This window comes from Xanthomonas sp. NCPPB 2933 (genome assembly GCF_056725225.1).
Map to the genome: position 1 here is coordinate 1808705 of NZ_CM161518.1, position 14439 is coordinate 1823143.

The window sequence follows — 14439 nt, forward strand, 5'->3', positions numbered from 1 at the left end:
ATGTCTTTTCTATCCGACCTGCGCTATGCCTCGCGTCTTTTGCTGAAGACGCCGCAGTTCACGCTGTTGACCATCCTTGTGCTCGCCGGAGGCCTGGCGATCAGTATCTATACCTACTCGGTGTTGAATACGATGATGTACAAGGCGCTGCCAGTACCGGCCAGCGACTCCATGGTCCGAATACTCGGCAAGAAGGACGGCCGTACCGCATTGATCGACGGATTTGAACTGGCACAACTGCGCCATACCCGCTCGGTCGATGGGATTGCCGCGTACCAGACCGGTCGTTCGGTGATCAGCGAGCTCGATGCCAGCCGCAGCGTCAAGGCAACCTCCGCGGAGTGGAGCATCTTTCAGTTCGCGCGCACGCGGCCTGTCCTGGGACGCGGTTTTTTGCCCGAGGATGCCGTGTCTGGTGCCGAACCGGTAGCGGTAATCGGACACAAGATGTGGCGCTCGATATACGGCGCCGATCCGGATATCGTGGACAAGGTGGTGCAGATCAACGGGCGCGCGACGCGCATCGTCGGAGTGATGCCGAAGGGCTTCTTGTTTCCGATCAGTTCAGAGATCTGGCTGCCGCTCACGCAGCGCGAACTTAATCCGACCACGTACGGAATCTCCTCGTTCAGTGTCTACGGGCGTTTGCTCTCGAAGGTCTCGCGCAAGGAGGCCGAGGCAGAACTGACCACGCTGCTGCATGCGGCCTATCAGAACTATCCGCGTCGGGAAGACAGCGATTCGCTCCTCGACGACATCCGCGTGGACACCTTTCAGTCTGCGCAAACGGGTCCGGAGGGCACCTTCGTCTTCGCCGTGCTGAATGTGGTTTCCATTTTTATTTTGTTGCTGGCTTGCGTCAACGTGGGCAACATGCTGCTGGCACGTACCAATGAGCGTATCCGCGAAATCGCTGTGCGCGTCGCACTGGGCGCGCCGCGCACGCGGCTTGTGCTGCAGATGATGATGGAAAGCACCTTGATCTGCGTGGTCGGGGGCCTATTGGCTCTGGCGCTTGCGGGCTGGGCACTGAATGCGAGCAATCAGTTCCTCGCCTCGACGTTCCAGGGCGATCTGCCGTTTTGGTGGAACTGGGGTCTGGACACCGGGGCGGTTCTGTCAGCGTTGAGCTTCGTATGCTTGGCCATTGTCCTGGTCTCAGTGATTCCTACCTGGAGCGCGACTACCATCAATTCCAGTGCGTTGTTGCGTGACGGCACCCGTGGCTCGCAGGGAAAGCGCAGCGGACGCGTGTCGCGGATTTTAGTGATCGTAGAGATCGTGCTGATTTCTGTGGTGATGGTGATCGGCAGCGTAATGGCGATCGTCGCCTATCGCGCTGCGCGTATCGATTTCGGCATCGACACGACCAATCTGCTGAACATGCCTGTCGAGCTGACCGGGGAGTCCTACAATACCCCGCAGAAGCAGCTTCAATTCTACGAGCGACTGATCGCCGATCTGCGCCACAATCCAGAGATCGAAACCGCCGCAGTATTGCAGGAAGTCGGACAAGTGCGTTTCGGGGTAGATGGCACCGAGTATCCGCGCGAAAGCGACTATCCCAAGGCGACGTTAGTGGTTGCCTCGGAAGCTCGGCAGCCGATTGGTGTCCGTCTGATCGAAGGGCGATACTTCGACAGCCGCGACAGCGGGATCGGATTGAAGACCGTGGTAGTGAGCGCCAGCGCGGCCAAGGCGCAGTGGCCGATGTCGGGCGCATTGGGTCAACGTGTGCGTATCATGCAAGAAGGTCTTGAGCCAGTCGACCGCATCGTGATCGGCGTGGTTAGCGATGCCCGTCGCGGTGACCTGCTGAAGACTACATCAAGCAGCTTCGCATCACTCTACGTCCCGCTGCCTCAGGTGCCGCTCGCGGAGGCGGCCGTGCTGATCCGGCACCACGGCAACGTCGATGCGGCGCGCAGCGCGATCTACAGGACCGTCGCCGGCATTGATCACTACATGGCTCCAGCCAGAATCACCAGCTACGAGGAAGTGCTGCGTCAGCTGACGCTGATGGCCACTACGATGACGGACTTGTTCGTTCGTTGTGGTCTCTTCGCCATGCTGCTGGCGATGACAGGCATTTACGGATTGAGCAGCAATGCCGTGGTGCAGCGTACCAACGAGATCGGCCTGCGCCGCGCCATCGGTGCGCGTGACCGCGACATCATCGTGCTGTTCCTGAAACAGGGGGCGCGCCAACTTGGAGTGGGCCTAGCCATCAGCCTGCTGCTCTCCGCAGCGATCCTTCTTGCGGTTTCGAGATTCGTGACGGTGGGGCCGTGGGTGCTGGTGTCGATCGGGCTGGGCGTTGCTGCGTGTGTCTCCGCATTGGTATTGATAGCGATCTTCATCGCCACGCGTCGCGCCGTGCTGTACGAACCAGGAGCGGCACTACGTTACGAATGACAGCGCCACAGGCGTCGTGGGCGCAGTTGGGGGAGCCGTGATTTGCGGCGGACAATCAAGAAGGGACGGCACCGGCCAGGTCCGGGCGCTTTTAGGGAGAAAAGGCGATGACGAGGTTGGCGGGTATCGGAGTTGAAGATTTACAGGATGTGCAGGGCACACCGCTGCTCTTGAACGTGGATGGCGAAGGTGTGCGAGCGACGGACTGGGCCGCGGAGAACTGCGAACACGTGGAACGGCTTCTACTGGAGAATGGCGCGCTACTGATACGGGGGTTGAAGTTCGTAGGCAGCCAGCAATTTGGCACCGCGCTTTCGACGCTGTTCGGCGAAGACTTGATCCAATATGTCTACAGATCCACGCCGAGGACCGAATTGCGCGGCAACGTCTACACCGCGACCGAATATCATCCGGACCAGATCATTCCCCAGCACAACGAGAATTCGTATTCGAACCGATGGGCGATGCGTGTCGGCTTTCTTTGCACTGTCCCTTCGCAGACCGGAGGCGCCACGCCGATTTGCGACAGTCGAAAGGTCTATGCGCAGGTTCCTGACGCGATACGCGATCGTTTTGAACGCAATGGGGTTATGTACGTGCGTAACTACTCCGAAATCGACGTGCCGTGGATGGATGTGTTCCAGACCACTGATCGGTCGGATGTAGAGACCTTCTGCAAGGCCAATCAGCTGGAGTTCGAGTGGCTGGAGGGCGGTCTGCGCACCTGTCAGGTCAACCAAGCCTCGGCCTTCCATCCGGACAACGGCGACAAGGTCTGGTTCAACCAGGCGCACTTGTTTCACATCACCAATCTGGAGCCGGAAATCCGCGACGCACTGCTGAGCACGATGGGCGAACGAGGTCTGCCACGCAATACCTATTATGGTGATGGAGCCCCAATCGATGTGGGCACCCTCGACGCGGTGCGCGCAGCTTACGAGCGCAACACGCTTCGTTTCGATTGGCAGCGCAATGATCTACTGCTACTGGACAACATGCTTTATTCGCATGGCCGCGAGACCTACTCCGGCAACCGGCAGGTGTTGGTGGGGATGGCGCGTCTGCACGGCGCCAAGAGCGATCAGGCCAGCGGGGCCGTGTTGTGAAGCATCCATGGTTCATCCGTTTTCCTGCCGGGGCGCGCGCGCCGATGCGTCTGCTCTGCTTTCCTTACGCCGGCGGCCATGCGCATCTGTTCCGGGGCTGGTCGCCGCGGTTGCCCCCGTCGGTGCAGGTCATTGGGATCCAGGCACCGGGAAAAGGCGCACGTGTGTTGGAGGCTCCGCTCGCCTCGCTCGACGCTCTAGTGGACGATCTGATTGAGGCGATCGGCCCTGTGCTGGAGGAAGGTCCGTTTTGTTTCTTCGGCCACAGCAATGGCGCGCTGGTGGCGTTTCAGTTGGCGAGCCGCCTGCAATCGCTAGGCTGGCCGCTTCCCGAGCGCTTGCTGCTGTCCGCCAGTCCGGCACCCTGGACGCGAGTTTTCACCCGGCCGTACTCGGCCATGGGTGAGGCCGAGTTCAAGCAGGTCCTGCGCGAGCTCGATGGCACGCCGGTTGCGCTTTTCGACGATAACGAACTGTTCGAGCTGATGCTGCCAGGGCTTCGCGCGGACTTCGCAATGGCCGAGAGCTATCGCCACACGCCGGAGCCGATGCTGCAGATGCCGGTCACTGTCTTCTACGGCATGGAGGACGGAATCGAACAGGAGAGACTCCAGGCCTGGCAGGATCGCGTATCTGGTCCTGTCGAGTTTCAGGCGATCGCCGGCGGGCATTTTTTCATCCATACCCACGAAGAGGTGCTCGTGCGCGAAGTGATGATGCGCCTGGGGCATTACCCGGACGCTTGGGGTAGAGCGATCGCCTGACTACGGTTGCGGACCGACTACACATTCGGCCGGTGTCACCGGCCTCCGGCATTCATAGGGAAGCGAGAGATGAGCAACGACACCCAGTTGTATCTACGAGAAGACGTGTATTTCGAGCCGCTAGTCAATCAGTGGTATGCGTGGCCATACCTGCTGCCGCCGGTGACCGGTGCGCGTCACATGGTCAATACGCATCGTCGGATCATGAGCTCGTTCGTGAAGAACTATAAGCTGCACATCATGGCGGTGAATCAGCCAGGCATGGCTGGTGCTGAGTTCCTGGACTGCAACGAAGATCAGGTCGATGACATCAAAGCATTGGTCGCCCGCATCGACGAACAACACGCGGACCTGGTGGCGCTATCCGATGCAGTTCGCCAGCTCGACGAACTGCTGCGCCTGCATACTAGCGGCGAATCAATCGAGCACCTATATGCGCAGATACCTGAGCCGTTGCAGGGCTATGTCGAGATTTTCATGGACCTCGAACATCATCCTTCGTACCGCCTGCTGGAAAGCCTGTTGTACAAAAGCCCGTTCTACAAGACGTCATTGCAGAGCGTCGCATTCGGCATCCTTGGCGAGCGGGGGGGTAGGCCGTTCGTGCTGAGTACCCCACGGCTGCCTACCGCCGACAGCCTGCAGCTGGAGGTGGACTATAACGATCCGCTGCTGGATGCGGTGTTTTCGGCGCGGACGCAGCCGATAGCAGAATCCTCGCTGGATGCGTTGTTCGCCGGCAAGAACATTTCCGGTGGACTGCCGTATCGCAGCCTGTTTACCCAAACGCCTCCAACGCAGTATAACCAGCCCGTGGAATCCGGGGTTCGTCTACAATATCTCGGGCATGCCGGATTCTTGCTGCAGACCTCGCAGGTGTCGATTGTCGTGGATCCAGTCATCGCCTCGCGTGGGGCGGACTTCTCTGACGAGGTCATTAGTTTCAGTCAGCTGCCGGATCACATTGATTACATCTGCATCACGCATAATCATCAGGATCATGCGAATCTAGAGTCGCTGCTGCAGCTTCGGCACAAGATCGGAAAAGTTCTGGTGCCAAAGAACAACGGCGGCACGCTGTCGGATCCATCGCTGCGCCTGCTGCTGAAACAGTTCGGTTTTGATGTTGTCGAAATGGACGACATGGACGAGTTGCCGGTCCCAGGCGGGCGAATCGTCAGCGTGCCTTTCCTGGGCGAGCACGGCGATCTCAATGTGCGCTCCAAGACCGCCTGGTTCTACGAGTTGCTCGGCAAGAAAATATTTATGGGGGCCGACTCGTCTAACCTCGATTCAAACATGTACCGCCATATTGGCCGTTGGCTCGGCGAGGTGGACGTGATGGCAATCGGCATGGAATGCGTTGGAGCTCCCTATACCTGGCTGTACGGTGCGCTGCACACTAAGCTTGTTAGTAAGAAAATCAAAGAGTCGCGCCGTCTCAACGGATCTGGTTTCGAACAGGCTTACAGCATTGCCGAAATCTTCAAGCCATCGCAGATTTATCTTTATGCTTTGGGTATGGAGCCGTGGTACAAGTATTTTATGGGGCTAGATTACGATGAGTCTTCCGAGCAAATCGTGCAAACCGGAAAGATGCTTGACGTATGTCGAGAAAAAAATATCGAAGCGGAGCGTCTGTACGGGAAAATGACCTTGGAAATGGCTAAGGATTAGTAATTGGATGCTGCCGGCCGGGAGTAAATCATGAGCTACTCAGTCAGCTTGTGCTGGCCGAAAGCTGACTGCCTAGGCCGGCAGCGATTGATGAGTAATCGATATGGAGTGGGTCCATTAACCGCAGTGGAGTTGATGTAATTTCAGTATGGAAGTGGGTTTTTAATGTTTTTGCATTTTGTTGGCAAAGGCTCGCTGAGCTTGGTAGCAACTATTTTCTAATGCACCGAGTTATACTGAGGCCTAGGCCGACGTCCGGTTCCGCCCATTTTGCTTGGCGCGATACAGCGCCGAGTCAGCGTCGTGCACGAAGGCATCCGGGCTGCGTGGCGCTTCGCCCGGCTCGAACGTCGCTGCGCCGACGCTGACGGTGACGTGCGCGCTGGTCGGGCTGGACATGTGCATCAGGCTGAGCGCGGCGACGGCGCTGCGGATCGCATCGGCCAGTCGCAGTGCGCCGGCGGCATCTGTCTGCGGCAGGATCATGCCGAACTCTTCGCCACCGTAGCGCGCGGCAATGTCTTCGCTGCGCCGTGAGCAGCCGGCAATCGCGCCCGCGATCAGGCGCAGGCAGGCGTCGCCATTTACATGGCCGTAGGTGTCGTTGTAGAGCTTGAAATGATCGACATCGATCATCAGCACCGACAAGGGCGCTTGTCGATGCACCGCCTGCTGCAAGGCGCGCGAGAGCCGGTGATCGAACGCCCGCCGGTTGGCAATGCCGGTGAGCGCATCTATCCAGGCTTCGGAACTGAGTTTGTCCTCGTTGCGATGCATGCGGCGCAATTGCAGATCCAGCCAGATGCCGACGCCCAACAGCAACACGCACCCCAAGGTGGCGATCACGATCCGCTGGCGCGCGGATTGCCGCCAATTGGCCAATGCATCATCGACCGCGACGCCGGTCAAGACGGTCAATGGATACGCCTGCGCTGGCGCGAAACTGGAAATGCGCTCCACGCCGTCGATCGGCGAACGATAGGTGGCAGTGGCGTGCCTGCGCGCGCGCATGGTGACGTAGATCGAGGTGCCGGCGATCGAGGTGCCGATCACGCCCGGCTTGTCGGGCCGGCGCACCAGCACGATGCCATCGTCATTGGTCATGCCGATGGTGCCGTTCGGGCCGACTTCGAAGGTGCTGTAGTAGTTCTGGAAATACTTCAGTTGCAGCGTGACCAGGACCACACCTGCAAATTCGCCGCCGGGCGTGTTGAGGCGCCGGCTCAACGTGAGCACCCAGCTGCCATCGGAGCGGCTCTGGACCGGCGGTCCGACCAGCGACAAGGCATCGCGATGGTCGCGGTGGTATTTGAAATAGGCACGATCGGCGTTGCTGTGTGTCCTGGGCGTGCTGTCCAGTGACGAACTCACCCAGCTGCCGTCGGCTGCGTAGATGAAGATGCCATGCAGTCGGTCCGAGCGATGCGCCTCATGCACCAGGAAGTCATGCATGACCAGTCGCGCACCTGCCGAGCTTTGGTCGTGCTCCACCCGCGACACCAGCCCGGACAGCACGGCATCGGCGATCGTCAGGGTGTCGCTGGCATGCTGCGCCAGCGAATTTGCAAGATTCAACGATTGCGCTTCGGCGGCGCGCAGCGCGCTCGCACGCTCTTCATGGATGGACCAGTACTCCGAACCAAGCAGCAGCAGGCACGAAATGCTCAGCACAAAGTGCAACGCAATGCGTTGTGCACGTTGCCGCCGCCGCTTGCTGGTCGATGTCACGGAAGTTACCTGTCTGGATAGCAGGGCAGAGTGCAACTGCTGTGCCAGCCTAGCGGTTGGCGTCGCGTGGAATTGCTTGCACCCCATGACGCCGTGCCGATCTGTGATTGATGCCTCATGCGCCGCGAGGAAACGCACTGGCGTGCGACGGCGCCCCCTGTCCAGCCTGGCTGCTGCCACCGCGCTCGACGCTGCGACAAAACACGACAATGGACAGCAGAGCCAAAAGCCAGCTCGACTGCGTGCGGCTAACGCCCGGCGTGTTATCCCGAGCGTCGATCACAGCAAGGAGCGCCGCATGCGCGCCATTCGTTTAGCTCATCCTGCAGGTTTGAATGCATTACATGCCGTTGCGCTGCCCGACCCCGGGCAGCCGGCACGCGGTCAGATCAGAGTGCACCTTCACGCAAGCTCGCTGAATTTCCATGACTTGGGCGTGGTGTCGGGGCAGATGCCGACCGCTGACGGCCGCATCCCAATGTCCGATGGTGCTGGCGTGGTCGATGCCGTCGGGCCTGAGGTGGATGAATTCGCCGTCGGCGACCGTGTAGTATCCACCTTCTTCCCCGAGTGGCTGGATGGCGAGCCGTTGCAAGCGGGCTTTGCCACCACGCCCGGCGATGGCGTGGACGGGTATGCGCGCTCTGCGGTCGTGGCCGCCGCGCATGCGTTCACGCACGCCCCAAACGGCTACAGCCATGCCGAGGCGGCCACCTTGACCACGGCTGGCGTCACGGCATGGCGCGCGCTGGTGGTCAATGGCGGACTCAAGGCCGGCGATAGCGTGCTGGTGCTCGGAACCGGCGGTGTGTCGATCTTTGCATTGCAGTTCGCCAAGGCGATGGGCGCCACCGTCATTGCGACATCGTCGTCTGACGAAAAACTGGACAAGGCGCGTGCGTTGGGCGCAGACCACGTCATCAACTATCTGCAGCACGCCGAGTGGTCGGCGCAGGTGCTGGAGATCACCAACGGACGCGGCGTGGACCACGTGGTCGAGGTCGGTGGGCCGGGCACGTTGGCGCAATCGATCCGCGCCGGGCGGGTGGGCGGGCATATCGCCTTGATCGGCGTGTTGACCGGTGCCGCCGGTCCGGTGCCGACTGCAGAAATGATGGGCCAACAGCAGCGCCTGCAAGGGCTAGTGGTCGGCAGCCGCACGCATCAGCAGCAACTGGTGCGTGCGCTGGACGCCTTGCCGCTGCGGCCGGTGATCGATCGCGCCTTCGCGCTCGAGGATCTCGCCGACGCCTTCGCGTTGCAGCAGGCGGGCGGCCATCTGGGCAAGATCGTGCTGGAGTTCTAGGAGCGGCTTGCGAACTACTGCGCTCACCGCCAGGCGGGCGCGGGCGCTGCGCGGAATCGGCGTGTACTACTCGGACACTCCGTGTCCTCCACGCTGTCAACGCCCGACTGACGACTGCTCGCTACGTGTCGGTAGCCGCTACAGGTCGATAGTTCGCATCCGGATGTTCCCAACGCAGTGCACCCGAATGCGCCAGGCGATCAGGGTGAAGCGTAGACACGAAAACGCGTGTGCTGCGTAGATGCTCTGGTCGTCGCAGCCACACAGCTGACAGGGATGAGGTCATCCTTGTCAGCGCACAGAAAGATGTCGGATCACTGCAGAAGCTGCGACACGCTGTGCACACATACGCACACACACGCTGCTCGTGCGCCTCGACCGACGCGCACCGCATTCCAAAAATGATGAGCGCGCTTCATAGGCGCATGCAGTCCATGCCGCCAATGCGTGGCTGGAGCGGCTCTAGAATCGGAGCACACCGCCGATTCGCACCTGCACACACTCGCCGCATGCTCACGCGCTTGTGACCGGCCACGCTTCACATTATTTAAGAACTGAATAAGCCAGCATTGTTGGAGATGCCAGCCATGAGAGACATCAAGATGACCCGTCGCGAGGTACTGATCGCTGGCACGGCGTCGGCAGCCAGCGTTGCCGCAACCCAGTCGATGGCGGCGACTGCCGCCAATGCGATGTCGCAGCGTCAAGCGGTCGAACCGGCCAATGCGTCGAGCCAGGTTGCGTTCGAGGTCAACGGCAAGCCGGTGACATTGACGTTGGATAATCGCACCACGTTGCTGGATGCCTTGCGCGAGCACTTGCACCTGACCGGCACCAAGAAGGGCTGCGACCACGGCCAATGCGGTGCGTGTACGGTCATCGTCGATGGGCAGCGCATGAACTCCTGCCTGTCGCTGGCCGTCATGCATCAGGGCGGCAAGATCACCACCATCGAAGGGTTGGGAACGCCCGGCAAGCTGCATCCGATGCAGGCCGCGTTCGTCAAACACGATGGCTACCAGTGCGGCTACTGCACGCCGGGCCAGATCTGTTCGGCGATGGCGGTGCTGGACGAAGTCAAGCGCGGCATTCCCAGCCACGTCACTGAAGATCTCACCGGCAAGACCAGGCTCACCACTCCCGAACTGCAGGAACGCATGAGCGGCAATATCTGCCGCTGTGGTGCCTATTCCAACATTATCGACGCGATCAACGATGTTGCCGGAGACCGCGCATGAAGGCCTTTAGCTACGAGCGCGCCACTTCGCCAGCCGATGCAGCAGCCAAGGCTGCGCGTCAGCCGGGCGCCAAGTTCATCGCAGGCGGTACGAACCTGCTGGATCTGATGAAGCTGCAGATCGAAACCCCCTCGCACCTGATCGATGTCAATGGCCTGAGCCTGGACACGATCGACGCTACGCCGGAGGGTGGCCTGCGGATCGGCGCATTGGTACGCAATACCGATCTGGCCGCAGATGCGCGCGTGCGCCGCGATTACGCGCTGTTGTCGCGTGCCTTGCTGGCAGGCGCTTCGGGGCAGTTGCGCAACCGTGCGACCACTGCCGGCAATCTGCTGCAGCGTACGCGTTGCCCGTATTTTTACGACACCAATCAGCCGTGCAACAAGCGCCTGCCTGGCAGCGGCTGCGCGGCGATCGGCGGTTTCAACCGTCAGCTTGCAGTGATCGGTGTCAGCGAAGACTGCATCGCCACCCATCCAAGCGACATGGCGATTGCGATGCGCGTGCTGGATGCGGTGGTGGAAACAGTACGCCCCGATGGGCAGACGCGTGCGGTGCCGTTGTCCGAGTTCTATCGCGCGCCCGGCAAGACACCGCATCTGGAAACCGTACTGGAACGCGGCGAGCTGATCACCGCGGTGAGCTTGCCCAAGCCGATTGGCGGGACGCATGTCTATCGCAAGGTGCGCGACCGCGCGTCGTATGCGTTTGCATTGGTGTCGGTTGCAGCAGTCGTGCAGCGCGACGGCAGCGCACGTGTGGGTGTGGGTGGCGTTGCGCATAAACCCTGGCGCAGCGAAGCCGCCGAAGCGCAGTCGCGCCAAGGTGCGCGTGCCATCGCCTCTGTGCTGCTCGATGGCGCACAGCCGACCGAACACAATGCATTCAAGCTGCCGCTGGTGGAGCGCACCTTGACCGCGATCCTGGCCGACACGAGGGCCTGATATGAAATTCGACACTCCCGCCGGTACCAATCCCATCGATCAACTCAAGGTTGTCGGCAAGCCTGTCGATCGCATCGATGGTCCGCTCAAGACCACCGGCCAGGCGCCGTATGCGTACGAACACCACGACCTGCCTGCTCGCGCGGCCTACGGCCATGTCATCGGTGCAGGCATCTCCAAAGGCACCATCCGCAGCATCGATCTGAGCGCTGCACGCAATGCACCCGGCGTGCTGGGCATCGTCACTGCGCAGAACGCCGGCAAGCTGGACAAAGGCAAATACAACACGGCCAAGTTGCTGGGCGGGCCGGAGATTCAGCACTACCACCAGGCTATCGCCGTGGTGGTTGCCGAGACTTTCGAACAGGCGCGTGCCGCAGGCCAGCTGATCAAGGTCGACTACGGTCGCCATGTTGGCGCCTACGATCTGGAAAAAGCACGCGATGGCGCCAAGGTCACCAAGGAAGGCGGCGCGCCGAATAGTGCAGTCGGTAACTTCGCCGGCGCCTTCGCAGCCGCACCGGTGCAGCTGGATGCCGAATACACCACGCCCGACCATTCGCACGCGATGATGGAGCCGCATGCATCGATCGCACAGTGGGAAGGCGACAAGCTCAGCGTCTGGACCTCCAATCAGATGATCAACTGGAGCGCCGGCGATCTGGCGAAAACGCTGAATATTCCGCGCGAAAACGTGCGCCTGATGTCGCCGTATATCGGTGGTGGCTTCGGTGGAAAATTATTCCTGCGCGCCGATGCGGTGCTGGCCTCGTTGGCTGCACGCCAGGTGGGGCGCCCGGTCAAGGTGATGTTGCCGCGGCCGCTGATCTTCAACAACACCACGCATCGCCCGGCCACCCTGCAGCACATCCGTATCGGTGCGCAGCGCGATGGCAAGATCACTGCGATTGCGCATGAAACCTGGTCCGGCGATTTGCCTGAGGGCGGTGCCGAGAACGCCGCTGCGCAGACGCAGTTGCTGTATGCCGGTGCCAATCGCCTGATCGCCACGCGTCTGGCCGTGCTGGATCTGCCGGAAGGCAACGCCATGCGTGCGCCCGGCGAAGCACCGGGCTTGATGGCGCTGGAAGTGGCCATGGACGAAATGGCCGAAAAGCTCGACATGGATCCGGTCACGTTCCGCATCGTCAACGACACCCAGGTGGATCCGGAAAACCCGCAGCGTCCGTTCTCGCAGCGGCAGTTGGTCAAGTGTCTGGAAGACGGCGCCAAGCGGTTCGAGTGGTCCAAGCGCAAGGCCAAGCCGGCCAGCACCCGTGATGGTCGCTGGTTGGTTGGCATGGGGGTGGCAGCCGCATTCCGTAATTCACCGGCGATGACCTCCGGGGCGCGCATGCGTCTGGAGCAGGGCGGGCGCGTGGTGGTGGAAACCGACATGACCGATATCGGCACCGGCTCCTACACCATCATTGCGCAGACCGCTGCGGAAATGATGGGCGTGCCGCTGGATTGGGTGGACGTGCGACTGGGCGATTCCAGCTTCCCGGCATCGGCCGGCTCCGGCGGTCAGTGGGGCGCCAACAGCTCGACGGCCGGCGTGTATGCAGCGTCGGTGAAGCTGCGCGAAGCCGTTGCCAAGCAACTCGGTCTGGACCCGGCCAAGGCCGAATTCGCCGACAGCCATGTACGCGCAGGCGGCAAGCGCATCGCGCTGGGTGATGCGGCGGCCAACGGTGCGTTGGTGGTGGAAGACAAGATCGAGTTCGGTGATTTGTCCAAGACGCATCAGCTCTCCACGTTCGGCGCGCACTTTGTCGAAGTCGGCGTGGATATCGCCACTGCAGAGGTACGCATCCGGCGCATGCTCGCGGTGTGCGCCGCCGGACGCATCCTCAACCCCAAATCGGCGCGCAGCCAGGTGATTGGCGGCATGACCATGGGCGCAGGCGCCGCCTTGATGGAAGAGCTGGCGGTCGACAAGCGACTGGGCTTTTTCGTCAATCACGACCTGGCGGGTTATGAAGTGCCGGTGCATGCGGACATCCCGCATCAGGAAGTGATCTTTCTCGAAGAAAGCGACCCGATGTCCTCGCCGATGAAGGCCAAGGGCGTGGGCGAGTTGGGCATCTGTGGCGTCGCTGCGGCCATCGCCAATGCGGTCTACAACGCCACCGGCGTGCGCGTGCGCGATTATCCGGTCACGCTCGACAAGCTGCTGCCGCACATGCCCGAGTTGCTGCGCGCGTGAGTGCATTGGTGGCCCCGGTCGCGCATGCGCCGCCGGCCGAGCCGGCGTGGCCGGCATGGCCGAGCTATGCGTTGCACGACGATTTGCTGCCGACGCTCACCGCCTGGCATCGGGCAGGGCAGCGGGTGGCGATCGCCACGCTGATCGACGTGCAAGGCTCGTCGCCGCGCCCGTTGGGCAGCGAGATGGCGATCAGCGCAGACGGCCGGGTGGCCGGTTACGTCTCCGGCGGGTGCGTGGAAGCGGCGGTGGCGCACGAAGCCATCGCGGCACTGCGCGACGGCCAGCCGCGTTGGCTCGATTATGGCGAGGGCAGCGAGGTGCTCGACATCCAGCTCAGCTGTGGCGGACGCATCGGTGTGCTGGTCTGGACGGTACCGGATCTGGGCGAGCATCTGGCGCGCTGGCGCAATGCGCGTCAGCATCGCCGCGCGTTCCACGTCGCGCTGGATCGAGAGTCCGGCGCAGTGCGTTATCCGGCAAATACGCAGGATGTGCGTGCCAGCGAATTTCTGCGCACGCATCGGCCGCCATTGCGATTGATATTGGTCGGCGCCGATCCTGCGCTGCTGGTGTTGGTGACCCTGGCCAGCCAGATGGGCATCGAGCTGCGCGTGCTGCGACCGCATGGTCCCAGCGAACCACCGCCTGGCCTGGCCCCGGAACACTACGATCGCCGCGCGTTGAGCGAGGCGTTGCAGGATCTGGTGCTGGATGCAGACAGCGCGTTGTACAGCCTGGCCCACGACAGCGATATCGATCTGCAGGTCGCGCATCGTGGGCTCGCATCCAATGTTGCCTGTATCGGCATTCTGGGTAGCCGGCACAAACGCGAAGCGCGTCTGCAGGCACTGCGTGCGCTCGGCCACGACGATGCAGCGTTGGCCCGGTTACGACTGCCTGCCGGCTGGCGCATGGGGCGCTCGTCGCCGCACACCATCGCGCTCGGCATCATCGCCGAGGCCACGCAGGCGGTCGCCGATCTGCAGGATGCTGCGGTGGGAAGTGGTGGGTTGGCTGGTGGTATTGCAGCGCGAAGCGCGTAAGGC

10 protein-coding genes and 1 other RNA gene are annotated in these 14439 nt (G+C 61.7%); 10 read left to right on the forward strand and 1 reads right to left on the reverse strand.

All coding sequences use genetic code 11. The annotated features are described in order from the left end of the window. The 4 genes from AC1PLU_RS07225 (at nucleotide 1) to AC1PLU_RS07240 (ending at nucleotide 5962) form a co-directional block, all read left to right on the forward strand. Nucleotides 1–2415, forward strand: a complete 2415-nt coding sequence (locus AC1PLU_RS07225; protein WP_481095311.1) for an ABC transporter permease — start codon at nucleotides 1–3, stop codon at nucleotides 2413–2415. A 107-nt stretch (nucleotides 2416–2522) separates the two neighbouring features. After that, on the forward strand, nucleotides 2523–3521 hold the full coding sequence (locus AC1PLU_RS07230) for a TauD/TfdA family dioxygenase (RefSeq protein ID WP_481095312.1): 999 nt from the start codon (nucleotides 2523–2525) through the stop codon (nucleotides 3519–3521). Beyond that, on the forward strand, nucleotides 3518–4285 hold the full coding sequence (locus AC1PLU_RS07235; protein ID WP_481095313.1) for a thioesterase II family protein: 768 nt from the start codon (nucleotides 3518–3520) through the stop codon (nucleotides 4283–4285). Before AC1PLU_RS07230 ends, AC1PLU_RS07235 begins: the two co-directional genes overlap by 4 nt. A gap of 69 nt (nucleotides 4286–4354) precedes the next feature. Then, nucleotides 4355–5962: an MBL fold metallo-hydrolase gene (locus tag AC1PLU_RS07240; protein WP_481108071.1), complete on the forward strand. Its 1608-nt coding sequence runs from the start codon at nucleotides 4355–4357 to the stop codon at nucleotides 5960–5962. A 243-nt stretch (nucleotides 5963–6205) separates the two neighbouring features. On the opposite strand, the gene AC1PLU_RS07245 is transcribed toward AC1PLU_RS07240, so the two are convergent. Further along, complete coding sequence (locus AC1PLU_RS07245) at nucleotides 6206–7690, reverse strand: sensor domain-containing diguanylate cyclase (RefSeq protein ID WP_481095315.1); 1485 nt, start codon at nucleotides 7688–7690, stop codon at nucleotides 6206–6208. Nucleotides 7691–7988: 298 nt separating this feature from the next. Here AC1PLU_RS07245 and AC1PLU_RS07250 point away from each other — a divergent pair, with 298 nt between their 5' ends. From AC1PLU_RS07250 to AC1PLU_RS07275, 6 genes are all read left to right on the forward strand, one after another. Continuing rightward, on the forward strand, nucleotides 7989–8996 hold the full coding sequence (locus tag AC1PLU_RS07250) for a zinc-dependent alcohol dehydrogenase family protein (protein WP_481095316.1): 1008 nt from the start codon (nucleotides 7989–7991) through the stop codon (nucleotides 8994–8996). 61 nt (nucleotides 8997–9057) lie between these two features. Next, nucleotides 9058–9133: non-coding RNA, sX9 sRNA (locus AC1PLU_RS07255), on the forward strand. Between the two features lie 450 nt (nucleotides 9134–9583). Next, nucleotides 9584–10234, forward strand: a complete 651-nt coding sequence (gene paoA / locus AC1PLU_RS07260; RefSeq protein WP_481108481.1) for an aldehyde dehydrogenase iron-sulfur subunit PaoA — start codon at nucleotides 9584–9586, stop codon at nucleotides 10232–10234. After that, nucleotides 10231–11181: an FAD binding domain-containing protein gene (locus AC1PLU_RS07265; RefSeq protein ID WP_115040557.1), complete on the forward strand. Its 951-nt coding sequence runs from the start codon at nucleotides 10231–10233 to the stop codon at nucleotides 11179–11181. The genes paoA and AC1PLU_RS07265 overlap by 4 nt, the downstream gene beginning before the upstream one ends. 1 nt (nucleotide 11182) lies before the next feature. Next, entirely contained in the window at nucleotides 11183–13390 is a 2208-nt protein-coding gene (gene paoC / locus AC1PLU_RS07270) for an aldehyde oxidoreductase molybdenum-binding subunit PaoC (RefSeq protein WP_115040556.1), read from the forward strand. Beyond that, nucleotides 13387–14436 (forward strand): XdhC family protein, encoded by a 1050-nt coding sequence (locus AC1PLU_RS07275; protein ID WP_481108072.1) that lies wholly within the window; start codon nucleotides 13387–13389, stop codon nucleotides 14434–14436. Before paoC ends, AC1PLU_RS07275 begins: the two co-directional genes overlap by 4 nt. Nucleotides 14437–14439 lie beyond the last annotated feature (3 nt).